Origin of the sequence: Streptomyces sp. HUAS YS2, assembly GCF_033343995.1 — a bacterium.
Classification (GTDB): Bacteria; Actinomycetota; Actinomycetes; order Streptomycetales; family Streptomycetaceae; genus Streptomyces; species Streptomyces solicathayae.
Genome location: NZ_CP137573.1, coordinates 5,884,832 through 5,908,438 on the forward strand (window position 1 = coordinate 5,884,832; position 23,607 = coordinate 5,908,438).

20 protein-coding genes are annotated in these 23,607 nt (G+C 71.7%); 19 read left to right on the plus strand and 1 reads right to left on the minus strand.

Annotation, left to right across the window (positions count from 1 at the left end):
* The first annotated feature begins 31 nt into the window (after positions 1-31).
* The 13 genes from R2D22_RS27265 to R2D22_RS27325 all read left to right on the plus strand — a co-directional run bounded on the left by R2D22_RS27265 (position 32) and on the right by R2D22_RS27325 (position 14,247).
* Positions 32-1,705, plus strand: coding sequence for a UDP-N-acetylmuramoyl-L-alanyl-D-glutamate--2,6-diaminopimelate ligase (locus R2D22_RS27265; protein WP_411977084.1), 1,674 nt, complete (start codon positions 32-34; stop codon positions 1,703-1,705).
* Positions 1,702-3,126, plus strand: a complete 1,425-nt coding sequence (locus tag R2D22_RS27270; RefSeq protein WP_318107328.1) for a UDP-N-acetylmuramoyl-tripeptide--D-alanyl-D-alanine ligase — start codon at positions 1,702-1,704, stop codon at positions 3,124-3,126. Before R2D22_RS27265 ends, R2D22_RS27270 begins: the two co-directional genes overlap by 4 nt.
* Entirely contained in the window at positions 3,123-4,193 is a 1,071-nt protein-coding gene (mraY, locus tag R2D22_RS27275; RefSeq protein ID WP_315890924.1) for a phospho-N-acetylmuramoyl-pentapeptide-transferase, read from the plus strand. The genes R2D22_RS27270 and mraY overlap by 4 nt, the downstream gene beginning before the upstream one ends.
* Entirely contained in the window at positions 4,175-5,686 is a 1,512-nt protein-coding gene (gene murD / locus R2D22_RS27280; protein WP_318107329.1) for a UDP-N-acetylmuramoyl-L-alanine--D-glutamate ligase, read from the plus strand. Before mraY ends, murD begins: the two co-directional genes overlap by 19 nt.
* A gap of 60 nt (positions 5,687-5,746) precedes the next feature.
* Positions 5,747-7,087, plus strand: a complete 1,341-nt coding sequence (gene ftsW / locus R2D22_RS27285; RefSeq protein WP_318107330.1) for a putative lipid II flippase FtsW — start codon at positions 5,747-5,749, stop codon at positions 7,085-7,087.
* 6 nt (positions 7,088-7,093) lie between these two features.
* Positions 7,094-8,188, plus strand: a complete 1,095-nt coding sequence (murG, locus tag R2D22_RS27290; RefSeq protein ID WP_318107331.1) for an undecaprenyldiphospho-muramoylpentapeptide beta-N-acetylglucosaminyltransferase — start codon at positions 7,094-7,096, stop codon at positions 8,186-8,188.
* A 21-nt stretch (positions 8,189-8,209) separates the two neighbouring features.
* On the plus strand, positions 8,210-9,016 hold the full coding sequence (locus R2D22_RS27295; protein ID WP_318107332.1) for a cell division protein FtsQ/DivIB: 807 nt from the start codon (positions 8,210-8,212) through the stop codon (positions 9,014-9,016).
* A gap of 280 nt (positions 9,017-9,296) precedes the next feature.
* Positions 9,297-10,511, plus strand: coding sequence for a cell division protein FtsZ (gene ftsZ, locus R2D22_RS27300; RefSeq protein ID WP_318107333.1), 1,215 nt, complete (start codon positions 9,297-9,299; stop codon positions 10,509-10,511).
* Positions 10,508-11,242, plus strand: a complete 735-nt coding sequence (gene pgeF, locus R2D22_RS27305) for a peptidoglycan editing factor PgeF (RefSeq protein WP_318107334.1) — start codon at positions 10,508-10,510, stop codon at positions 11,240-11,242. Before ftsZ ends, pgeF begins: the two co-directional genes overlap by 4 nt.
* Before the next feature lie 9 nt (positions 11,243-11,251).
* Positions 11,252-11,971, plus strand: coding sequence for a YggS family pyridoxal phosphate-dependent enzyme (locus R2D22_RS27310; protein WP_318107335.1), 720 nt, complete (start codon positions 11,252-11,254; stop codon positions 11,969-11,971).
* A 141-nt stretch (positions 11,972-12,112) separates the two neighbouring features.
* Complete coding sequence (locus tag R2D22_RS27315; protein ID WP_318107336.1) at positions 12,113-12,736, plus strand: cell division protein SepF; 624 nt, start codon at positions 12,113-12,115, stop codon at positions 12,734-12,736.
* 82 nt (positions 12,737-12,818) lie between these two features.
* Positions 12,819-13,106, plus strand: a complete 288-nt coding sequence (locus tag R2D22_RS27320) for a YggT family protein (protein ID WP_318107337.1) — start codon at positions 12,819-12,821, stop codon at positions 13,104-13,106.
* Positions 13,107-13,161: 55 nt separating this feature from the next.
* Positions 13,162-14,247 (plus strand): DivIVA domain-containing protein, encoded by a 1,086-nt coding sequence (locus R2D22_RS27325; RefSeq protein WP_318107338.1) that lies wholly within the window; start codon positions 13,162-13,164, stop codon positions 14,245-14,247.
* Between the two features lie 503 nt (positions 14,248-14,750).
* On the opposite strand, the gene ileS is transcribed toward R2D22_RS27325, so the two are convergent.
* Positions 14,751-17,921, minus strand: coding sequence for an isoleucine--tRNA ligase (gene ileS, locus R2D22_RS27330; RefSeq protein WP_318107339.1), 3,171 nt, complete (start codon positions 17,919-17,921; stop codon positions 14,751-14,753).
* Between the two features lie 602 nt (positions 17,922-18,523).
* Here ileS and R2D22_RS27335 point away from each other — a divergent pair.
* The 6 genes from R2D22_RS27335 (at position 18,524) to R2D22_RS27360 (ending at position 23,607) form a co-directional block, all read left to right on the plus strand.
* Complete coding sequence (locus tag R2D22_RS27335; RefSeq protein WP_318107340.1) at positions 18,524-19,261, plus strand: TraR/DksA family transcriptional regulator; 738 nt, start codon at positions 18,524-18,526, stop codon at positions 19,259-19,261.
* 60 nt (positions 19,262-19,321) lie between these two features.
* Positions 19,322-19,891 carry a signal peptidase II gene (lspA, locus tag R2D22_RS27340; protein WP_318107341.1) on the plus strand — a complete coding sequence of 190 codons (570 nt, stop codon included), beginning with the start codon at positions 19,322-19,324 and terminating at the stop codon, positions 19,889-19,891.
* A 17-nt stretch (positions 19,892-19,908) separates the two neighbouring features.
* Positions 19,909-20,850, plus strand: coding sequence for an RluA family pseudouridine synthase (locus R2D22_RS27345; protein WP_318107342.1), 942 nt, complete (start codon positions 19,909-19,911; stop codon positions 20,848-20,850).
* Positions 20,847-21,320, plus strand: coding sequence for a GNAT family N-acetyltransferase (locus R2D22_RS27350; protein WP_318107343.1), 474 nt, complete (start codon positions 20,847-20,849; stop codon positions 21,318-21,320). The genes R2D22_RS27345 and R2D22_RS27350 overlap by 4 nt, the downstream gene beginning before the upstream one ends.
* 109 nt (positions 21,321-21,429) lie before the next feature.
* On the plus strand, positions 21,430-23,016 hold the full coding sequence (locus R2D22_RS27355) for a Na+/H+ antiporter (RefSeq protein WP_318107344.1): 1,587 nt from the start codon (positions 21,430-21,432) through the stop codon (positions 23,014-23,016).
* A gap of 21 nt (positions 23,017-23,037) precedes the next feature.
* Positions 23,038-23,607, plus strand: coding sequence for a dienelactone hydrolase family protein (locus tag R2D22_RS27360; protein WP_318107345.1), 570 nt, complete (start codon positions 23,038-23,040; stop codon positions 23,605-23,607).

Sequence of the window (23,607 nt, forward strand, 5' to 3'; positions counted from 1 at the left end):
GACACCGAGCCCAGATCCGGTGGGAGCACCAGTGAGAACGATCACCTCCGATTCCGGGAACCGGAAGCCCGACCCCCGCACCCCCGAGGGTCCATTTAGCCCTGCGCAGGGTGCGCCCGGTACGCTCACCGCCGTGCCACAAGCTGATCAGTACCGAACCACCCCGCCCCGCCCGGCGCAGCCCTCCCCGACCCCGCTCGGCGAGCTGGCCGCACGGCTGGGTGTCGAGACCGCGGGCCAGGCCGAGGTGACCGGGATCACCCACGACTCGCGGGCGGTACGCCCCGGGGACGTGTACGCGGCCCTGCCCGGCGCCCGGCTGCACGGCGCCGACTTCGCCGCCCAGGCCGCCGGCCTCGGCGCCGTCGCGATCCTCACCGACCCGAGCGGCGCCGAGCGCGCCGCCGCGACCGGCCTGCCGGTCCTGGCGGTCGAGGACCCGCGCGGCCGGATGGGCGAGCTGGCCGCCGAGATCTACGGCCGGCCCGGCGCCGGCCTGCTCCAGCTCGGCATCACCGGCACCTCCGGCAAGACCACCACGGCCTACCTCGTCGAGGGCGGGCTGCGGGCGGCCGGCCGGAGGACCGGACTCATCGGCACCGTCGAGATGCGGATCGGCGACGAGCGCATCAAGTCGGAGCGCACCACCCCCGAGGCCACCGACCTCCAGGCGCTGTTCGCGGTCATGCGCGAACGCGGCGTCGACTCGGTCGCCATGGAGGTCTCCAGCCACGCCCTCGTGCTCGGCCGGGTCGACGGCTGCGTCTTCGACGTCGCCGTCTTCAACAACCTCAGCCCGGAACACATGGAGTTCCACTCCGACATGGAGGACTACTTCCGGGCCAAGGCACAGCTCTTCACGCCGAAACGCAGCGAGCAGGGCGTGATCAACCTCGACGACGAGTACGGCCGCCGGCTGGCGAAGGAGGCCGGCGTCCCGGTCACCACCTTCTCCGCCGCGGGCGACCCGGCCGCCGACTGGCGCGCCGAGGACGTCGTCCTGGGCGCCGCCGACTCGACGTTCACCGCCGTCGGCCCCAAGGGCGAGCGGATCTCCGCCACCGCCCCGCTGCCCGGCCCGTTCAACGTCGCCAACACCCTCGCCGCGATCGTCACCCTGGCAGCCGCCGGGCTCGACCCGCAGACCGCCGCCGACGGCGTGGCCGCCGTGCCCGGCGTGCCCGGCCGCCTGGAGCGCGTCGACGCGGGCCAGCCGTACCTCGCGGTCGTCGACTACGCGCACAAGACGGACGCCGTCGAGTCGGTGCTGCGCTCGCTGCGCGAGGTCACCGAGGGCCGGCTGCACGTCGTCATCGGCTGCGGCGGCGACCGGGACACCACCAAGCGCGGCCCGATGGGCGCCGCCGCCGCCCGGCTCGCCGACACCGCCGTACTGACCTCCGACAACCCGCGCTCCGAGGACCCACTGGCGATCCTGCTCGCGATGCTCGCGGGCGCCGCCGAGGTGCCCTCGGGCGAGCGCGGCGACGTCCTGGTCGAACCCGACCGGGCCGCCGCCATCGCCGCGGCCGTGTCCCGCGCGCGGCCGGGCGACACCGTCCTGGTCGCGGGCAAGGGCCACGAGCAGGGCCAGGACGTCGCCGGGGTGGTCCGCCCCTTCGACGACCGCGAGGTGCTGCGCGCCGCGATCGCCCATCAGCAGAACGCACCGTCGTCACGAGACCAGTCAGGGATGCAGCAGTGATCGCCCTCTCCCTCGCCGAGATCGCCGCCATCGTCGGCGGGCAGTCGTACGACATACCGGATCCGTCCGTCCAGGTCACCGGTCCCGTCGTCATCGACTCCCGCGAGGTGCGGCCCGGCAGCCTCTTCGCCGCCTTCGCCGGCGAGCACGTCGACGGCCACGACTACGCGGTGCGCGCCGTCGAGGCGGGCGCGGCAGCCGTGCTGGCCGCCCGCCCCGTCGGCGTGCCCGCGATCGTCGTGGACGACGTCCAGGCGGCGCTCGGCGCGCTCGCCCGCGCCGTCGTCGAGCGGCTCGGTACCGATGTCGTCGCCCTCACCGGCTCGGCGGGCAAGACGTCCACCAAGGACCTGATCGCCCAGGTCCTGCAGAAGCACGCGCCGACCGTGTGGACGCCAGGCTCGCTCAACAACGAGATCGGGCTGCCGCTCACCGCGCTGCGCGCCACCGAGGACACCCAGCACCTGGTCCTGGAGATGGGCGCACGCGGCATCGGCCACATCCGCTACCTCACCGGCCTGACCCCGCCCCGGATCGGCCTGGTCCTCAACGTCGGCACCGCCCACATCGGCGAGTTCGGCGGCCGTGAGCAGATCGCCCAGGCCAAGGGAGAGCTCGTCGAAGGGCTTCCGGAGGACGGCGGCGTCGCCGTCCTGAACGCCGACGACCCGCTCGTCCGCGCCATGGCGAGCCGCACCAAGGCCCGCGTCGTGCTCTTCGGCGAAGCCGAGGACGCCGCCGTGCGTGCCGAGAATGTCCGGCTCATGGAGAACGGACAACCCTCTTTCAGTCTTCACACACCCACCGGGTGCAGTGACGTGACCTTGCGCCTGTACGGTGAGCACCACGTGTCGAACGCGCTCGCCGCGGCCGCCGTCGCCCATGAGCTGGGCATGCCTGTCGAGGAGATCGCCACCGCGCTCTCCGAGGCCGGCACCCTGTCGCGCTGGCGTATGGAGGTCACCGAGCGTCCGGACGGCGTGACGGTCGTCAACGACGCCTACAACGCGAACCCCGAGTCCATGCGAGCCGCCCTGCGCGCGCTCGCGGCCATGGGCAGGGCGGCTCAGGCCCGGGGGGCTCGTACGTGGGCGGTGCTCGGCAGGATGGCCGAGCTCGGCGACGACTCGCTCGCCGAGCACGACGCGGTCGGGCGGCTCGCCGTCCGGCTCAACGTCAGCAAGCTCGTGGCGGTCGGGGACAGGGAAGCGTCCTGGCTGCAACTGGGCGCATATAACGAGGGTTCGTGGGGTGAGGAGTCGGTGCACGTGTCCGACGCGCAGGCGGCGATCGACCTGTTGCGCAGAGAGCTGCGCCCGGGAGACGTCGTGCTGGTGAAGGCGTCCCGGTCCGTCGGGCTCGAGCAGGTCGCACTGGCACTGCTCGAGAACACCGCCGAGGGTGAGGTCACCGGCCGATGAGGCAGATCCTCTTCGCGGGAGCCATCGGGCTCTTCCTGACCTTGATCGGCACCCCGCTGCTCATCAAGCTGCTGGCCCGCAAGGGATACGGGCAGTTCATCCGGGACGACGGCCCGCGCGGCCACGCCGGCAAGAAGGGCACGCCCACCATGGGCGGTATCTCCTTCATCCTGGCCACGCTCATCGCGTACGCGCTCGCCAAGGTCATCACCGGCGAGGACCCGACGTACTCGGGCGTGCTGGTGCTGTTCCTGATGGCGGGCATGGGCCTGGTCGGCTTCCTGGACGACTACATCAAGATCGTCAAGCAGCGGTCGCTGGGTCTGCGGGCCAAGGCGAAGATGGCCGGCCAGCTGATCGTCGGCATCGCCTTCGCCGTGCTCTCGCTCCAGTTCGCCGACCTGCGCGGGCTGACCCCGGCCTCCGAGAAGCTCTCCTTCATCACCGACTTCGGCTGGTCCATCGGCCCGGTGCTGTTCGTGGTCTGGGCGCTGTTCATGATCCTGGCCATGTCCAACGGCGTGAACCTGACGGACGGTCTGGACGGTCTGGCGACCGGCGCCTCGGTGATGGTCTTCGGCGCGTACACGTTCATCGGCCTGTGGCAGTTCCAGGAGTCCTGCGCCAACGCCGTGACCCTGACCAACCCCAACGCCTGCTTCGAGGTCCGCGACCCGCTCGACCTCGCGGTCGTCGCCTCCGCCCTGATGGGTGCCTGCTTCGGCTTCCTGTGGTGGAACACCTCGCCGGCCAAGATCTTCATGGGCGACACCGGCTCGCTGGCCCTCGGCGGCGCGCTCGCCGGCCTCGCGATCTGCTCCCGCACGGAGCTGCTGCTCGCGCTGCTCGGCGGCCTGTTCGTGCTGATCACGATGTCCGTGGTCATCCAGGTCGGCTCCTTCAAGATGACCGGCAAGCGGGTCTTCCGGATGGCGCCGCTCCAGCACCACTTCGAGCTCAAGGGCTGGTCGGAGGTCCTGGTGGTGGTCCGGTTCTGGATCATCCAGGGCATGTGCGTCATCGTGGGTCTGGGCCTCTTCTACGCGGGATGGGCATCCGAGAAGTGAGCGAGACGGTGGACTGGAAGGGCAAGCGGGTCACGGTCGCGGGGCTCGGGGTCTCCGGCATCCCGGCCGCCCGCGTCCTGCACGGCCTCGGCGCGGTCGTGACCGTCGTCAACGACGGCGACGACGAGCGTTCCAAGGCCCAGGCCGCCGAGTTGGAGGCCGAGGGGATCACCGTCCGGCTCGGCGACGGGGCGACCCTGCCCGAGGGCACCGAGCTGATCGTGACCGCCCCCGGCTGGCGGCCCGACAAGCCGCTCTTCGCCGCCGCCGCCGAGGCGGGCGTCGAGGTCTGGGGCGACGTCGAACTGGCGTGGCGCCTGCGCGGCTATGGGGAGAGCCTGCGCGCAGCGCAGTCAGGCAAGGGTGGTGGTGGGCGACGGGCGGGCGCCGCGCCCTGGCTCGCGGTCACCGGCACCAACGGCAAGACCACGACCGTGCGGATGCTCGCCTCCATCCTGGAGGCGGCAGGCCTGAAGACCGCCGCCGTCGGCAACATCGGCGTCTCGCTCCTCGACGCCGTCCTCGGCGACGAGTCGTACGACGTGCTCGCCGTCGAACTCTCCAGTTACCAGTTGCACTGGGCACCCTCGCTGCGCGCCCACTCCGCGGCCGTGCTCAACCTCGCCCCGGACCACCTCGACTGGCACGGCTCGATGGAGGCGTACGCCGCCGACAAGGGCCGGATCTACGAGGGCAACACGGTCGCCTGCGTCTACAACGTGGCCGACCCGGCCACCGAGGACCTGGTCCGTGAGGCCGACGTCGAGGAGGGCTGCCGCGCGATCGGCTTCACCCTCGGCACCCCCGGCCCGTCCCAGCTCGGCGTCGTCGAGGGGATCCTCGTCGACCGGGCCTTCGTCGAGAACCGGCAGAAGAACGCCCAGGAGCTCGCAGAGGTCTCCGACGTCCAGCCGCCGGCCCCGCACAACATCGCCAACGCGCTCGCCGCGGCCGCCCTCGCCCGCGCCTTCGGCGTCGAACCGCGGGCGGTACGCGACGGACTGCGGGCCTTCCGCCCCGACGCGCACCGCATCGAGCACGTCCTGGACGTCGACGGCGTCGCCTACGTCGACGACTCCAAGGCCACCAACACCCACGCGGCCGAGGCCTCGTTGGCGGCCTACGACCCGATCGTCTGGATCGCCGGCGGCCTGGCCAAGGGCGCGGACTTCGACGAGCTGGTGCAGCGGTCCGCGGGCCGGCTGCGCGGGGTCGTCCTGATCGGCGCGGAGCGCGCGCTGATCCGGGAAGCCCTGCTGCGACACGCCCCCGAGGTCCCGGTGGTCGACCTTGACCGGACCGACACTGGGGCGATGTCGGCGGCGGTCCAGGAGGCGACCCGGCTCGCCCGGCCGGGGGACACGGTCCTGCTGGCCCCGGCCTGCGCCTCGATGGACATGTTCGCCAACTACAACAAGCGCGGCGAGGCGTTCGCGGACGCCGTCCGGGCCCTCGCCGAGAACGAGACCGGCACCGGCACCGGGCCCGCCTGACCTGACCAGCCTCAGGTCCGGCGCGGCCGCGCCGGACACGACTGGAGGGGACAGCGACTGATGCCGAGCAAGATCGCCGGGACGCGCAGGCCCTCCGCCGTACGCGGCGGGGGCCGGGCCCCCGCACCCCCGCGGCCGTCCCGCCGGGGCGGCCTGCGGCGGACGTACGAGCGGGCGCGCAGGGCCTGGGACCGGCCCCTCACCGCGTACTACGTGATCATGGGTGCCGGGCTGCTGATCACCACCCTCGGCCTGGTGATGGTCTATTCGGCCTCGATGATCACGGCGCTGAAGTACGAGCTGCCCGCCTCGTACTTCTTCGGCAAGCAGTTCCTGGCCGCGGTCATCGGCGGCTGCCTGCTCCTGGCGGCCTCCCGGATGCCCGTCAAGCTGCACCGCGCGCTCGCCTACCCGCTGCTCATGGGCACCGTCTTCCTGATGGTGCTCGTCCAGATCCCGGGGATAGGGCACTCGGTCAACGGCAACCAGAACTGGATCTACCTGGGCGGTCCGTTCCAGCTCCAGCCCAGCGAGTTCGGCAAGCTGGCGCTGATCCTGTGGGGCGCCGACCTGCTCGCCCGCAAGCAGGACATGAAGCTGCTGACCCAGTGGAAGCACATGCTGGTCCCGCTGGTTCCCGGAACGTTCATGCTGCTCGGGCTGATCATGCTCGGCGGTGACATGGGCACCTCCATCGTGCTGGCCGCGATCCTCTTCGGCCTGCTCTGGACGGCGGGCGCGCCCACCCGGCTCTTCGCCGGCGTGCTCTCGGTCGCCGCGCTGATCGGTCTGATCCTCATCAAGACCAGCCCGAACCGGATGAAGCGGTTCGCCTGCATCGGCGCCAGCGACCCCGGCGGGGAGGGGGACCCCTGCTGGCAGGCCGCGCACGGAATCTATGCTCTGGCATCAGGCGGATGGTTCGGTTCCGGACTGGGTGCCAGTGTGGAAAAATGGGGTCAACTGCCTGAAGCGCACACCGACTTCATCTTCGCCGTCACCGGGGAGGAACTGGGGCTGGCGGGGACGCTGTCGGTACTCGCCCTGTTCGCGGCTCTAGGCTATGCGGGTATCCGCGTGGCCGGACGCACGGAGGACCCCTTCGTCAGGTATGCCGCGGGAGGCGTGACCACCTGGATCACGGCGCAGGCCGTGATCAACATCGGTGCGGTGCTCGGTCTGCTGCCGATCGCCGGAGTCCCGCTCCCGTTGTTCTCGTACGGAGGGTCGGCCCTGCTGCCGACCATGTTCGCCGTCGGGTTGCTGATCGCCTTCGCGCGACAGGAACCCGCCGCGAAAGCGGCCCTGGCCATGCGTCGCCCCGGCTGGGGCAAGCGGGTCGGGGTGAGATGGAAGTCGATGCGACGGCGCGTCAAGAAGCGTCCGTCCGGAGAGCGGTGAATTTCGGTGCATGTCGTACTCGCCGGTGGGGGGACCGCCGGCCACATCGAGCCCGCGCTCGCCCTCGCGGACGCCCTGCGCAGGCAGGACCCCAGCGTGGGGATCACGGCGCTGGGCACGGAGAAGGGCCTGGAGACCCGGCTCGTGCCCGAGCGGGGCTACGAGTTGGCGCTCATCCCCGCCGTGCCGCTGCCGCGCAAGCCCACCCCTGAACTGATCACCGTCCCCGGACGGCTGCGCGGCACGATCAAGGCCGCCGAGCAGGTCCTGGAGCGCACCAAGGCGGACTGCGTGGTCGGCTTCGGCGGCTATGTCGCGCTGCCCGGCTACCTGGCCGCCAAGCGCCTCGGCGTGCCGATCGTGGTGCACGAGGCCAACGCCCGGCCCGGCCTGGCCAACAAGATCGGCTCGCGGTACGCGGCCGGGGTCGGCGTCGCCACCCCGGACTCCAAGCTCCGGGGCGCCCGCTACATCGGCATCCCGCTGCGGCACACCATCGCCACCCTCGACCGGGCCCGGGTCCGCCCCGAGGCGCGGGCGGCGTTCGGGCTCGACCCCAACCTGCCGACCCTGCTGGTCTCCGGCGGTTCGCAGGGCGCGCGCCGGCTCAACGAGGTGGTCCAGCAGATCGCCCCGGTGCTCCAGCGCTCCGGCATCCAGATCCTGCACGCGGTCGGCCCGAAGAACGAACTGCCGCGCGTCGACAACATGCCCGGAATGCCGCCCTACGTGCCGGTACCGTACGTGGACCGGATGGATCTCGCGTACGCCGCCGCCGACATGATGCTCTGCCGCGCGGGCGCGATGACCGTCGCCGAACTCTCCGCCGTCGGGCTCCCGGCCGCGTACGTCCCGCTGCCGATCGGCAACGGCGAACAGCGGCTCAACGCCCAGCCGGTGGTCAAGGCCGGGGGCGGACTGCTGGTCGACGACGCGGAGCTGAGCCCGCAGTGGGTGCAGGGCAACGTCCTGCCCGTACTGGCCGATCCGCACCGGCTGTACGAGATGTCCCGCGCCGCCGCCGAGTTCGGCCGCCGGGACGCCGACGACCTGCTCGTCGGCATGGTGTACGAGGCGATCGCCGCCCGCCGACAGGCGTAGCGCGGCCGGAGGGAGACCCGCGTGGCAGCCGGACCGACGACCGCAGAGAAGCGCGGAACGCGCGAACCGAAGGGTCCGTCGGCCCGGCCGCCCGGCTCCCGGCCCGGCCCCGGCCGGCTCGCCCGGCTGCGCGGACCGCGCGCGCTGGTCGCCGCGGCCGCCGCCGTGGCGCTCGGCGCGGGCGTGGTCTGGGCGCTCTACGGGTCGTCCTGGCTCCGTGCGGAACATGTGAAGACTTCGGGCGTCGAGGTCCTCACGAGCCGGGAAGTGGAGGCCGCCGCGGCCGTCCCGCTCGGGTCCCCGCTCGCCTCCGTGGACACCGGCGCGATCGAGGTCCGGCTGCTCGAGAAACTGCCCCGCATCGACTCGGTGGAGGTCACCCGGTCCTGGCCGCACGGAATCGGTCTGAAAGTGACCGAGCGAAAGCCCGTCCTGCTGGTGGAAAAGGGCGGAAAATTCACCGAAGTGGACTCCGGCGGCGTCAGGTTCGCCACCGTGGACCGGGCGCCCGCGGGCGTGCCCCGGCTCGTCATGAACGCCTCGGGGTCGCCCAGCCTGCGACGCTTCGACGCGGACCGCCTGCTCATGGAGGCGGTGGGCGTGACGGGCGAACTCCCGGAGAAAATCGCCCGGGACGTCCGTGTCGTCAGGATCGCGTCGTACGACTCCCTCACCCTGGAGCTGACCGGGGGTCGCACCGTGTTCTGGGGGAGCGGCGAGGAGGGTGCCGTCAAGGCGCGCGTCCTCACCGCTCTGATGAAAGCGGAACCCAAAGCGGGACACTTCGACGTAAGCGCCCCGACCGCCCCTGCGGCGTCACGGAGTTGACGCGCATCACTGCTGGCCAGCACCCTGGTTGGCCAGCGCTACGGGTGATCACATAGGGTGAAAAGAAAAACGGGAGGTTCGGCGTGTTCGTTGAACGTGCGCCACTTGTCGACTTAGTGTCCTGTTCGGAAGAGTCCAGCGAACAGAGACACTGGTAACCCTAAACTTCAACGTTAGGGTTTGGGTCGGCATTCCGGACCGCCCCAATCGGCATCCGTCGTCGCGACGCGACTACCACCGCGCAGCGGCGACACGTAACTCGAGGCGAGAGGCCTTCGACGTGGCAGCACCGCAGAACTACCTCGCAGTCATCAAGGTCATCGGTGTCGGCGGCGGTGGTGTCAATGCCATCAACCGAATGATCGAGGTCGGTCTCAAGGGCGTCGAGTTCATCGCCATCAACACCGACGCGCAAGCGCTGTTGATGAGCGACGCCGACGTCAAGCTCGACGTCGGCCGTGAACTGACCCGCGGCCTCGGGGCCGGGGCCAACCCGGCCGTCGGCCGCAAGGCGGCAGAGGACCACCGCGAGGAGATCGAGGAGGTCCTCAAGGGGGCCGACATGGTCTTCGTGACCGCCGGCGAAGGCGGCGGCACCGGCACCGGCGGCGCACCCGTCGTCGCCAACATCGCGCGCTCGCTGGGCGCCCTGACGATCGGCGTGGTCACCCGCCCGTTCACGTTCGAGGGCCGCCGGCGCGCCAACCAGGCGGAGGACGGCATCGCCGAGCTCCGTGAAGAGGTCGACACCCTCATCGTCATCCCGAACGACCGACTGCTCTCCATCTCGGACCGCCAGGTCTCCGTGCTGGACGCGTTCAAGTCGGCCGACCAGGTGCTGCTGAGCGGTGTCCAGGGCATCACCGACCTCATCACCACCCCGGGCCTGATCAACCTGGACTTCGCCGACGTCAAGTCGGTCATGTCCGAGGCGGGCTCGGCGCTCATGGGCATCGGCTCGGCGCGCGGCGACGACCGCGCGGTGGCCGCCGCGGAGATGGCGATCTCCTCGCCGCTCCTGGAGGCGTCCATCGACGGCGCCCGCGGCGTGCTGCTCTCCATCTCCGGCGGCTCGGACCTCGGTCTCTTCGAGATCAACGAGGCCGCGCAGCTGGTCAGCGAGGCGGCCCACCCCGAGGCGAACATCATCTTCGGTGCCGTCATCGACGACGCGCTCGGCGACGAGGTCCGGGTCACCGTCATCGCGGCCGGCTTCGACGGCGGGCAGCCGCCGGCCCGGCGCGACAACATCCTCGGCGCGGCCTCGGCCAAGCGCGAGGAGCCGGCCCCCGCGCCCCGGTCGACCGAGACCCCCCGCCCGCTGGGCGGCCTCGGCACCGTGACCCCGCGCGACGAGCCCGCGGCCCCGGCCGAGCCGGCGCCGGCGGTCGGCGAGACCCCGCTGCCGCCGGTCACCCCGCCGGTCGTCCCGCCGGCCCGCCCGTACCCGGACACCCAGGCCGAAGAGCTGGATGTCCCGGACTTCTTGAAGTGATAGGGCAGCACGACCACACGAGCGGCGCCCACTTCGCCTTCACCGACCGGTGGGGCGGGGTGAGCGCCGTTCCGTACGAGGAGCTCAACCTCGGCGGAGCGGTGGGGGACGACCCGGCCGCCGTCCGGACCAACCGGGCGCGCGCGGCGGGGGCGCTGGGGCTCGACCCGGCGCGTGTCGTGTGGATGAACCAGGTGCACGGCGCGGACGTCGCGGTCCTCGGCGCCGACCGGGAGCCGGGAACCGAACTCCCCCCGGTCGACGCCGTCGTCACCGCCCGGCCCGGACTCGTCCTCGCGGTCCTGACCGCCGACTGCACCCCGGTCCTGCTGGCCGACCCGGTCGCGGGGATCGTCGGGGCGGCCCACGCGGGTCGGCCCGGGATGGTCGCCGGGGTCGTCCCGGCCGCCGTCGAGGCCATGACGAAGCTCGGCGCCGAACCCTCCCGCATGATCGCCCGCACCGGCCCGGCCGTCTGCGGCCGGTGCTACGAAGTGCCGGCGGAGATGCGGGCCGAGGTCGCCGCGGTCGAACCGGCCGCCTGGGCCGAGACCAGCTGGGGCACCCCGGCGGTCGACGTCACGGCCGGAGTGCACGCCCAGCTGGAAGCGCTGGGGGTACGGGACCGGCGCGCGTCGGAGGTCTGCACCCGGGAGTCGGGCGACCACTACTCGTACCGCAGGGACCGCACCACAGGACGACTCGCGGGATATGTCTGGTTTGACGGATGAGGCAGTGAAATGACGGACCGTAAGAACCAACTCGCCGAGAACCTGGCCCGGGTGGAGGAGCGCATCTCCGCCGCGTGCGACGCGGCCGGCCGCAAGCGGGAGGACGTGACCCTCATCGTGGTCACGAAGACCTACCCCGCGAGCGACGTGAGGATCCTGCACGAACTCGGTGTGCGTCACGTCGCCGAGAACCGGGACCAGGACGCGGCGCCGAAGGCCGCCGCGTGTGCGGATCTGGATCTGCGATGGCACTTCGTGGGCCAGTTGCAGACCAATAAGGTCCGTTCCGTGGTGGGTTATGCGGATGTGGTGCAGTCCGTCGACCGCTTGAAGCTCGTCTCCTCTCTCTCCGCGGCCGCGGAGAAGGCCGGGCGGGAGGTCGGCTGCCTGGTCCAGGTCGCGCTCGACGCCGAGCACGGCGAGCGCGGCGAGCGCGGCGGCGTCGCCCCGGACGGGGTCGAGGAGTTGGCCGGCGCGATCGACGCGGCGCCGGGTCTGCGGCTCGACGGTCTGATGACCGTCGCGCCGCTCGCCGGACCGTACGCGGGGCGGCAACGCGCGGCGTTCGACCGGATGATGGATTTGTCGACTGCCCTGCGCGCGACACGTCCGGCTGCGAACATGGTGTCCGCGGGGATGAGCGCGGATCTCGAAGAGGCCGTCGCGGCCGGAGCGACACACGTGCGCATCGGTACGGCGGTACTCGGAGTCCGCCCCCGGCTCGGGTAACGTCGCGAAGCAAGTCGGACCACAGCAGAAAATATGGTCATTCCCGCAGGTAGCGGGCGGACCTCGTGGATCGCGGACGCGCTGGCGGCGCTGCGGCATGTGTGACCAGGGCGATCCACCACAGAGCGGAGGACTCGGAGAATGGCCGGCGCAATGCGCAAGATGGCGGTCTACCTCGGCCTCGTGGAGGACGATGGGTACGACGGCCAGGGATTCGATCCCGACGACGATTTCGAACCCGAGCTGGAGCCGGAGCCCGAGCGCGAGCGCCGGCACCACCAGCCTCCCCGCCAGATCGAGCGTGAAGAGCCCGTAAGGGTCGTGGCGCCGCCGGCGCAACGTGAGCCGGTGCACGTGCCCGCCGCGCTCCCCGCCGAAAGCGGACGTCCGGCGCGAATCGCCCCCGTGTCATCCATCACACCAGAACGCCCGAGCCTGGAGAAGAGCGCGCCGGTGATCATGCCCAAGGTCGTGTCCGAGCGGGAGCCCTACCGCATCACCACGCTGCACCCGCGGACGTACAACGAGGCCCGTACCATCGGGGAACACTTCCGTGAGGGCACCCCGGTGATCATGAACCTCACCGAGATGGACGACACCGATGCGAAGCGACTTGTCGACTTTGCTGCCGGACTCGTGTTCGGGCTCCATGGCAGCATTGAGCGCGTGACGCAGAAGGTGTTCCTGTTGTCGCCTGCTAACGTCGATGTCACGGCGGAGGACAAGGCCCGCATCGCAGAGGGCGGATTCTTCAACCAGAGCTGAGAACACGACACCGGGTACGACCCGGCCGCGAGGCCGGTGAGCAACGCGAGAGCACGAGAAACAGGGGAGAGGGAAGCGCGGAATGAGCGTGGCACTGCATGTGGTCTACATCGCGCTGACGTGCTTCCTCGTCGTGCTGATCTTCCGGCTGGTCATGGACTACGTCTTCCAGTTCGCCCGTTCATGGCAACCCGGCAAGGCGATGGTGGTCGTTCTTGAGGCCACCTACACTGTCACCGATCCACCGCTCAAGCTTCTGCGGCGGTTCATCCCGCCGCTGCGTCTCGGGGGCGTGGCACTCGACCTGTCCTTCTTCGTTCTGATGATCATCGTCTACATCCTGATCTCCGTGGTGAGCAGCGCGAGGTGAATGTGGACGATACGGTCTTGCCGACTGCCGACGACTACGTAGAGGTGAAGAAGAGATGCCGCTGACCCCTGAGGACGTGCGGAACAAGCAGTTCACGACCGTCCGCCTTCGAGAAGGCTATGACGAGGACGAGGTCGATGCCTTCCTCGACGAGGTCGAAGCCGAACTGACCCGCCTGCTCCGCGAGAACGAGGACCTGCGCGCCAAGCTGGCCGCGGCGACGCGTGCCGCCGCGCAGAACCAGCAGCAGGGGATGCGCAAGCCGCCGGAGCCGCAGGACCGTCCCGGTCCGGGCGCGCCCGTGCCCGCCGCCATATCCGGTCCGCCGGTGCAGCAGCAGCCTCCGATGGGCGGTCCGCCGCAGCTTCCCTCGGGTGCTCCGCAGCTTCCCGCCGGCCCCAGCGGTCACGGCCCCGGCCCCATGCAGGGCGGCCCGATGGGTGGCCCGATGCAGGGTGGCCCCATGCAGGGCGGCCCCATGCAGGGCGGTCCGATGGGCGCGCCGATGGGCGGCCCCATGGGTCACCCGCAGCAGCAGCTGCCGCAGCCCGGTCAGGGCCCCGGCGGCGACAGTGCCGCGCGTGTCCTCTCGCTGGCCCAGCAGACCGCCGACCAGGCGATCGCCGAGGCCCGCTCCGAGGCGAACAAGATCGTCGGCGAGGCGCGCTCCCGCGCCGAGGGCCTGGAGCGGGACGCCCGCGCCAAGGCGGACGCTCTTGAGCGGGACGCGCAGGAGAAGCACCGCGTCGCGATGGGCTCCCTGGAGTCCGCCCGCGCCACGCTGGAGCGCAAGGTCGAGGACCTGCGGGGCTTCGAGCGCGAGTACCGGACGCGTCTGAAGTCGTACCTGGAGTCCCAGCTGCGTCAGCTGGAGACCCAGGCGGACGACTCGCTGGCCCCGCCGCGGACCCCGGCGACCGCGTCGCTGCCGCCGTCCCCGTCGATGGCGTCGGCCGGTGCGGGCGCGCCGTCCTACGGTGGCAACGGCACGATGGGCGGAGCCCCGTCGTACGGCGGCCAGCAGCAGATGTCCCCGGCGATGACCCAGCCGATGGCTCCGGTCCGCCCGCAGGCGCCGCAGCCGATGCAGCAGGCGCCGGCGCCGATGCGCGGCTTCCTGATCGACGAGGACGACAACTGAAGCGGCGCGCGCTGAGCGCGTAGCCAGTCGGCAGTCAAGGGCCGGGCCCCTGGAGCAATCCAGGGGCCCGGCCCTTTGCCGTGGGCAGGTGCGCGGGCGGGTGCGGGCGGGTTACGCCTGCGGCGAGCCTTCCCCCACCCCGCCCCTCCCCGAAACCGGGACTCCGCCCCGGACCCCGGCCCGGTGGGGCTCGGGGGCCGCGCCCCAGCTCCCCAGCGGACCGGTGGGAACCGGGGCTGCGCCCCGGGCCCCCTGGCGGCTTGGCGCCCGGCGGGGCATCGAGACCGGGCTGCGCCCCGGGCCCCCGGGCGGCTTGGCGCCCGGCGGGGCGCCGAAACCAGGGCTGCGCCCCGGGCCCCGGGCCCCGGGTCCCGGGTCCCGGGCAGCTCCGCGCCCGGGGGCGCACCGAAAGCTCGGCTGCGTACCGCCCCCAGGCCCCGGCGAGGGCGTGGGGGAAGGCGAAAGGCCCGGCCGTCGGGGCCGGGCCTTTCGGGGGGTGGGGGTTATGCCTTGCGGAGGTGGAAGGTCAGGGAGAGGGGCTCGTCCGTGAAGGGGGGGCCGTACGAGTCGTCCGCGGGGCCCGTGGCGTAGTCCGTCGAGAGAACCTCGTCGGCGATCAGCTCCGCGTGCGCCGTCAGGGCCTCGACCGTCTCCGGGGAGTCCGACGTCCACCGCAGGGCGATGCGGTCCGCGACGTCCAGGCCGCTGTTCTTGCGGGCCTCCTGGATCAGCCGGATCGCGTCACGGGCCAGGCCCGCGAGGCGGAGCTCCGGGGTGATCTCCAGGTCCAGCGCGACCGTCGCGCCCTGGTCGGAGGCGACCGACCAGCCCTCCCGCGGGGTCTCCGTGATGATGACCTCCTCGGGGGTGAGGGTGATCTGCTCGCCGTTCACCTCCAGCCGCGCCTCGCCGCCGCGCAGCGCCAGCGACAGCGCCGCCGCGTCCGCCGCCGCGACCGCCTTCGCCACGTCCTGCACGCCCTTGCCGAAGCGCTTGCCCAGCGCACGGAAGTTCGCCTTCGCGGTCGTGTCGACCAGCGAGCCGCCCACCTCGCTCAGCGACGCGAGCGATTCGACGTTCAGCTCCTCCGTGATCTGGGCCTGGAGCTCCTCCGACAGCGCCGCGAAGCCCGTCGCCGCGACCAGAGCGCGCGACAGCGGCTGGCGGGTCTTCACGCCCGACTCGGCACGCGTCGCCCGGCCCAGCTCGACCAGGCGGCGGACCAGCGTCATCTGCTCGGACAGCGTCGGGTCGATCAGCGCGGCGTCCGCCTCCGGCCACGTCGCCAGGTGCACCGACTCCGGCGCGTCCGGCGTCACCGGGACCACCAGGTCCTGCCACACCCGCTCCGTGATGAAGGGGGTGAGCGGGGCCATCAGGCGGGTCACCGTCTCGATGACCTCGTGGAGCGTGCGCAGCGCCGCCTTGTCGCCCTGCCAGAAGCGGCGGCGCGAGCGCCGCACGTACCAGTTCGACAGGTCGTCGACGAACGCCGAGAGCAGCTTGCCGGCGCGCTGGGTGTCGTACGCCTCCATGGTCTCCGTGACCTGCTCCACCAGCGCGTTCAGCTCGCTCAGCAGCCAGCGGTCCAGGACCGTGCGGTCGGCCGGCGTCGGGTCCGCGGCGCTCGGCGCCCAGCCCGCCGTACGGGCGTACAGCGCCTGGAAGGCGACCGTGTTCCAGTAGGTGAGGAGGGTCTTCCGCACCACCTCCTGGATCGTGCCGTGGCCGACCCGTCGCGCCGACCACGGCGAGCCGCCGGCCGCCATGAACCAGCGCACCGCGTCCGCGCCGTGCTGGTCCATCAGCGGGATCGGCTGCAGGATGTTGCCGAGGTGCTTGGACATCTTGCGGCCGTCCTCGGCGAGGATGTGGCCCAGGCAGACCACGTTCTCGTACGACGACTTGTCGAAGACGAGCGTGCCGACCGCCATCAGCGTGTAGAACCAGCCGCGGGTCTGGTCGATCGCCTCGCTGATGAACTGCGCCGGGTAGCGGCTCTCGAACAGTTCCTTGTTCTTGTACGGGTAGCCCCACTGCGCGAACGGCATCGAGCCCGAGTCGTACCAGGCGTCGATGACCTCCGGCACGCGGACGGCAGCGAGCGAGCAGCCCTCCGCCGTGCACGTGAACGTGACGTCGTCGATGAACGGCCGGTGCGGGTCCAGCTCGGACTGGTCCGTGCCGGTCAGCTCGGTCAGCTCCGCGCGCGAGCCCACGCACGTCAGGTGACCCTCCTCGCAGCGCCAGATGGGCAGCGGGGTGCCCCAGTAGCGGTTGCGGGAGAGCGCCCAGTCGATGTTGTTGGTCAGCCAGTCGCCGAAGCGGCCGTACTTCACCGACTCCGGGAACCAGTTCGTCTTCTCGTTCTCCTCGAGGAGACGGTCCTTCACCGCGGTCGTCCTGATGTACCAGGACGGCTGCGCGTAGTACAGCAGCGCCGTGTGGCAGCGCCAGCAGTGCGGGTAGCTGTGCTCGTACGGGATGTGCCGGAACAGCAGGCCGCGGGTGTCCAGGTCCTTCGTGAGCGCCTCGTCGGCCTTCTTGAAGAAGACGCCGCCGACCAGCGGCACGTCCTCCTCGAAGGTGCCGTCCGGGCGGACGGGGTTCACGACCGGCAGGCCGTACGCGCGGCAGACCTTGAGGTCGTCCTCACCGAACGCGGGGGACTGGTGGACCAGGCCCGTACCGTCCTCGGTCGTCACGTACTCGGCGTTGACGACGTAGTGCGCCCCGGCGGGGCTGTGCCCATTGGTTCCCTCGCTGACGCTCGGGAACTCGACGAGCTCGAACGGGCGCTGGTACGTCCAGCGCTCCATCTCCGCGCCCGTGAACGTCTGCCCGGTGGTCTCCCAGCCCTCGCCGAGCGCCTTCTCGACCAGCGGCTGCGCGACGACGAGCTTCTCCTCGCCGTTCGTCGCCACCACGTACGTGACCTCGGGGTGCGCGGCGACCGCCGTGTTGGACACCAGGGTCCACGGGGTCGTCGTCCAGACCAGCAGCGCGGCCTCGCCGGCGAGCGGGCCGGAGGTCAGCGGGAAGCGGACGAAGACGGACGGGTCGACGACCGTCTCGTAGCCCTGCGCCAGCTCGTGGTCGGACAGGCCGGTGCCGCAGCGCGGGCACCACGGGGCGACGCGGTGGTCCTGGACCAGCAGGCCCTTGTCGAAGATCTCCTTCAGCGACCACCAGACCGACTCGATGTACTCGGGGTCCATCGTCCGGTACGCGTCGTCCAGGTCGACCCAGTAGCCCATCCGGTGGGTGAGCTCGGCGAAGGCGTCCGTGTGCCGGGTCACCGAGTCGCGGCACTTCTCGTTGAAGGCCGCGATGCCGTACGCCTCGATGTCCTTCTTGCCGGAGAAGCCGAGCTCCTTCTCGACGGCGAGCTCGACCGGCAGGCCGTGGCAGTCCCAGCCTGCCTTCCGGGCGACGTGGTAGCCGCGCATCGTGCGGAAGCGCGGGAAGACGTCCTTGAAGACGCGGGCCTCGATGTGGTGCGCGCCGGGCATGCCGTTCGCGGTGGGCGGGCCCTCGTAGAACACCCACTCGGGGCGGCCCTCGGACTGCTCCAGGGTCTTGGCGAAGACCTTGCTCTCGCGCCAGAAATCGAGCACGGCGTGCTCGAGCGCGGGCAGGTCGACCTGGGCGGGCACCTGGCGGTACTGCGTCATCGATCTTCCTCCGGCGGACTGCTGTTTCTTCCGTCCGGAGGGACGAGCGCCCGCGCGTGCGCGGCTCCCGCGGTACCACCCTCCTTGGCCCGGGGCGTGGACGCCCTGAGCCCCCTCATTGGGGTCACGATGCCGGTTCTACTGGCCGCGGGGGTCCACGGCGTTCTTCCGGCGGCTCCGGGGTGATGGTTCACATCGGGCTCGCCCCCGGGCTCTCACCGTCCCCGGGTCGCTCCTGGCTGCGTACGACGCTACTCGTCCCCATCCAAGCCTTTCGCTCTCCCCCAAGCTCTCGGCTTCGCTCGAGCAGGGGGGACCCCCACAGTGTACGGGGCTCCGGAGGCCCCGGCAGCCGGGTTTCCCCGGGCTCCCCGGCGGGCCCGGACATGACCCGAATGGCCACATGGGGCCGGCCGGACTTCCGGTGGGCTCCTGCGGCGGATTACGGGGCGGGGAGCTGGGCACAACGGATGCAGGCTCGCCGCGCACCCCACGCGGGGCGGGTGCGACCGGCGGCGTGCCCCGTTGCCGCGGGGCTGGTGTCGATTTATCGTCCCAGCACGATTCGCGAGCAAGATCACAAAATGTGAAGGGGCCGCGACATGGTGGCGAAGAAGACCGCCGCGACCGCCACGAAGAAGGCCGCGAGCACGAGCACGAAGAAGGCCGCGAACGCGAAGAAGGTCGCGAAGGAGACGGTGAAGAAGACCGTGGCGAAGACCGCCGTGAAGAAGACGGCGGCCGAACCCGCGACCGGGACCGCTCCTAAGAACGCGGCCGAGCGGACCACGAAGGCCGCGAGGAGCACGGGCGCGGCGAAGACCAGGGCCGCGACCGCGGCGGACAAGACGGGAGCCAGGACGGTGGCAGCGAAGAAGACCGTGCACAGCGCGACGGCGACGGAGGGCGTGTCCGACGCGGGCGCCGTGCCCCAGGCCCGCGCCGGTGAGCTGGCCGTACGGCCGGGGGAGGACCCCTGGACCCCGGCCGAGGTCGCGGAGGCCCGCGCGGAGCTGGAGAGCGAGGTGCTCCGGCTCCGGTCGGAGATCCACGCCTCCGAGTCCGCGCTCACCGGACTGATGCGCGACTCGGGCGACGGGGCCGGCGACGACCAGGCCGACACCGGCGCCAAGAACATCACCCGCGAGCACGAGCTCTCGCTCGCCGCCAACGCCCGCGAGATGCTGGAGCAGACCGAGCACGCCCTGGAGCGGCTCGACACGGGCACGTACGGCCTGTGCGAGGTCTGCGGCAAGCCCATCGGCAAGGCGAGGATGCAGGCCTTCCCACGGGCCACGCTGTGCGTGGAGGACAAGCAGAAGCAGGAACGCCGAGGCTGACACCGCACGTGTGTGCCGTACCCTCGTGCACAGTCAGGCACCTAGGGTTGAGGGACTCACGTGGCAGAGGCGGAGCGCATCATCGGTACGCCGGATTCGGACGGGGCCGACCAGGCCGAGGCGACGCCCGACGAGCAGCCCAGGGGCAGGCGCAGGATCGTCGCGCTCCTCGTGGTCGCGCTGCTCGCGTACCTGCTCGACCTCGGCAGCAAGATGCTGGTCGTGGCGAAGCTGGAGGGGCACGAGCCGATCCGGGTCGTCGGCGACCTGCTGAAGTTCGAGGCCATCCGGAACCCGGGTGCCGCCTTCGGCATGGGTGAGGCCTTCACCATCATCTTCACCTGCATCGCGACGGTCGTGATCTTCGTGATCGTGCGGCTGGCCCGCAAGCTGTACAGCCTGCCGTGGGCGATCGCGCTCGGCCTGCTGCTCGGCGGGGCGCTGGGCAACCTGACCGACCGGATCTTCCGGGCGCCGGGCGTGTTCGAGGGCGCGGTGGTCGACTTCATCGCGCCCGCGCACTTCGCGGTCTTCAACCTCGCGGACTCGGCGATCGTGTGCGGCGGCTTCCTGATCGTGATCCTGTCGTTCCGGGGCCTGGACCCCGACGGCACCGTCCACAAGGACTGACAAGGCATACTCGACGGGTGAGTACGAGTCCCGAGATCCGCACGCTGCCCGTTCCCGACGGCCTGGAGGGCGAGCGCGTCGACGCCGCCATCGCCCGTATGTTCGGGTTCTCCCGCACGAAGGCGGCCGAGCTCGCCGCCTCCGGGAAAGTCCTGGTCGACGGCTCCGTCGTCGGCAAGTCCGAGCGGGTCAGCGGCGGCGCGTGGCTCGAGGTCGAGATGCCCGGGGCCCCGGCGCCGGTGCAGATCGTGGCCGAGCCCGTCGAGGGCATGGAGATCGTCCACGACGACGACGACATCGTGGTGATCGTGAAGCCGGTCGGCGTCGCCGCCCACCCCAGCCCCGGCTGGACCGGGACGACGGTCATCGGCGGCCTGGCCGCGGCCGGCTACCGCATCTCGACGTCAGGCGCGGCCGAGCGCCAGGGCATCGTGCACCGGCTCGACGTCGGCACCTCCGGCCTCATGGTCGTCGCCAAGTCGGAGCGGGCGTACACGCTGCTCAAGGCGCAGTTCCGGGACCGCGTGGTGGACAAGCGCTACCACGCCCTCGTGCAGGGCCACCCCGACCCGCTGAGCGGCACCATCGACGCGCCGATCGGCCGGCACCCCCAGCACGACTACAAGTGGGCCGTGACCGCCGACGGCAAGCCCTCGGTGACCCACTACGACCTGATCGAGGCGTTCCGGGCGGCCTCGCTGCTCGACATCAAGCTGGAGACCGGCCGCACCCACCAGATCCGGGTGCACATGTCCGCGCACCGGCACCCCTGCGTCGGCGACCTCACCTACGGCGCCGACCCGACGCTGGCGAAGCGGCTCAAGCTGACCCGGCAGTGGCTGCACGCGGTGCGGCTCGGCTTCGAGCACCCGTCGGACGGCCGCTGGGTCGAGTTCGAGAGCGACTACCCGGCCGACCTGCAGCACGCCCTCGACGCGATCGCCGCGGAGAGCGCGTGAGCACCCCGGAGGCGTACGAGGTCCGCGAGGCCCACGCGCACGACGACCGGGACGCCTGCTTCGCCGTCCGCCGGGAGGTCTTCGTCGTCGAGCAGAACGTGCCGGCGGAGATCGAGTACGACAGCTACGACGAGACGGCCGTGCACGTGCTGGCCGTCCGCGCGGACGGCGTGCCGCTGGGCACCGGCCGGCTGCTGCACGGCGAGGACGCGCTGGGCAAGACCGGCGGCGACGCGTCCGTCGGCTCGCTCGGCCGGCTCGCCGTCTCGAAGGCGGCGCGCGGTCTCGGCGTCGGCGCGGCGCTGGTCCGGGGCATCGAGGACGCGGCGCGCGAGCGCGGCCTGACCGCCGTCGACCTGCACGCGCAGACCCACGCGCTGGGCTTCTACGAGCGCCTGGGGTACGTGGCGTACGGCCCCGAGTTCCCGGACGCGGGCATTCCGCACCGGGCCATGCGGCGCGTGCTCTGACGCCGGGACCGGGCCATCGGCCCGGTGGTGCGTTCCGGGGGAATCGCCCGGCGGCGTGGCAGGGTTGAGCCCTGCTCGCCGACGCACCGCAAGGCAAGAGGGGCGCCCCGTGGACCAATTGGCCCTGCTGTTCCTGTTGTTGCTCGGGGCGGTGCTCACCGTGCCGCTCGGGGACCGGCTCGGGCTCCCCGCGCCGGTCCTGATGACCCTCATCGGGATCGCGCTGGCCTACCTACCCTTCGTCCCGAACGTCGACATCCCGCCCGAGCTGATCCTGCCGCTGGTGCTGCCCCCGCTGCTCTACGCCACCGTGCAGCGCACCTCCTGGCGGCAGTTCGCCGCCAACGTCCGGCCGATCCTGCTGCTCGCCGTCGCCCTCGTCTTCGTCACCACGGCCGCCGTCGGGTTCGTCGCCGACGCCCTGGTCCCCGGTCTGCCGCTCGCCGCGGCGCTCGCCCTCGGCGCGCTGGTCGCCCCGCCCGACCCGGTCGCCGCTACCGCCGTCGCGGGCTCGCTCGGGCTGCCGCGCCGGCTGGTGTCGATCCTGGAGGGCGAGGGCCTGTTCAACGATGTCACCGCCATCGTGCTGTACCACGTGGCGATCGCGGCCGTGGTCAGCGGCTCGTTCTCCTGGCCCGAGGCGCTCGGCGAGCTGGTCCTGTCGGCCGTCGTCGCGGTGGCCGTGGGGCTGCTCATCGGCTGGCTCGCCAACCGGCTCATCGACCTGCTCGGGGACGCCACCCTGCAGACCGGGCTCACCCTCCTCGTGCCGTTCGTGAGCTACGTCCTCGCCGAGGAACTGCACGGCTCCGGCGTCCTGTCCGTCCTGGTGACCGCGCTCTTCCTCGCGGAGCACGCGAGCGACGCCGACGACGTGATGGGGCGGCTCGCCGGACAGACCTTCTGGCAGGTGGTCGACACCCTGGTCACCGGCATCGCGTTCGGCCTGATCGGCCTCGAACTCGTGGTCGTCTTCGGGGTGTCGGAGGGGCGCGGCTGGACGATGGTCGGCTGGGGCGCATGTGTCCTCGCGGTCGTCGTCCTCGTCCGGCTGCTGTGGCTGCTGCCCGCCACCTGGCTGGCGAAGCGGCTGCACACGCTCCGGGACGTGGACGAGGAGATCCCGATGAGCTGGCGGGAGACGGTCGTCATGTGGTGGTCCGGGATGCGCGGGGTGGCCTCGGTGGCGCTGGCCCTGGCGATCCCGCTCCGTACCGACGACGGCGAACCCTTCCCCGCCCGGGACGAGATCGTGTTCATCGCCTTCTGCGTGATCCTCGGGACGCTCGTCGTCCAGGGGCTGACCCTGCCCCGGCTGGTGAAGCGGCTCGGGGTGGAGGCGGACGCCGACGCGGAGCGGAGGCTGGAGCGGGAGCTCGCGATCCGCGCGGCCAAGGCGGCCAAGAAGCGGCTGAAGGAGATCGAGGAGGTCGAGGAGCTCTCGGAGGAGGTCCAGGAGCGGCTGCTGCGCGGCGCGTTCGACATCGGGGCCCGGATCAGCCCGGACATGCTGGGGGACGAGCGGCGCGAAGCCCTGGTGAAGCGGGCCGAGCGACTGAAGGCGGTGCACCGGATCCAGCGGGAGATGATGTCGGCCGCCCGGCACGCGGTGCTCGCCGCCCGCAGCGAGCCGGGCGCGGACCCGGAGGTCGTCGACCGGGTGCTGCGACAGCTGGACGTGCGCAGCATGAGATAGAGCGGGTGGCAGGATGGCCGGATGGACATCATGCTCTTCCACTCCGTGTACGGTCTGCGCCCCGCCGTGGAGTCCGCGGCCGAGCGGCTGCGGGAAGCCGGACACCGGGTCTGGACGCCGGACCTCTTCGAGGGCCGGACCGCCGACTCGGTCGAGGAGGCCATGGCGATCCGGGACGAGATCGGCAAGGACGAGCTGCTCAAGCGGGCCGTCCTGGCGGCCGCCCCGTACTCGGACCGCGGCCTGGTCTACGCGGGCTTCTCCTTCGGCGCGTCCGTCGCGCAGACCCTGGCGCTCGGCGACGAGAAGGCGCGCGGGCTGCTGCTGCTCCACGGCACCTCGGACCTCGCGCCGAACGCGTCCGTCGACGACCTGCCGGTGCAGCTGCATGTGGCCGAGCCCGACCCCTTCGAGTCGGACGACTGGCTGTCCGCCTGGTACCTGCAGATGCGCCGGGCGGGGGCGGACGTGGAGGTCTACCGCTACGCGGGCGCGGGGCACCTGTACACCGACCCGGAGCTGCCCGACTACGACGAGGAGGCGGCGGAGCGTACCTGGGCGATCGCCCTGGCGTTCCTGGAGAGCCTGTAG

Coding starts and splice junctions, on each gene's coding strand:
- mraY (WP_315890924.1), top strand. CDS start 3,123: ATGAGGCAGATCCTCTTCGCGGGAGCCATCGGGCTCTTCCTGACCTTG.
- murD (WP_318107329.1), top strand. CDS start 4,175: ATGGGCATCCGAGAAGTGAGCGAGACGGTGGACTGGAAGGGCAAGCGG.
- ftsW (WP_318107330.1), top strand. CDS start 5,747: ATGCCGAGCAAGATCGCCGGGACGCGCAGGCCCTCCGCCGTACGCGGC.
- R2D22_RS27310 (WP_318107335.1), top strand. CDS start 11,252: ATGACGGACCGTAAGAACCAACTCGCCGAGAACCTGGCCCGGGTGGAG.
- R2D22_RS27315 (WP_318107336.1), top strand. CDS start 12,113: ATGGCCGGCGCAATGCGCAAGATGGCGGTCTACCTCGGCCTCGTGGAG.
- R2D22_RS27320 (WP_318107337.1), top strand. CDS start 12,819: ATGAGCGTGGCACTGCATGTGGTCTACATCGCGCTGACGTGCTTCCTC.
- R2D22_RS27325 (WP_318107338.1), top strand. CDS start 13,162: ATGCCGCTGACCCCTGAGGACGTGCGGAACAAGCAGTTCACGACCGTC.
- ileS (WP_318107339.1), bottom strand. CDS start 17,921: ATGACGCAGTACCGCCAGGTGCCCGCCCAGGTCGACCTGCCCGCGCTC.
- R2D22_RS27335 (WP_318107340.1), top strand. CDS start 18,524: ATGGTGGCGAAGAAGACCGCCGCGACCGCCACGAAGAAGGCCGCGAGC.
- R2D22_RS27360 (WP_318107345.1), top strand. CDS start 23,038: ATGGACATCATGCTCTTCCACTCCGTGTACGGTCTGCGCCCCGCCGTG.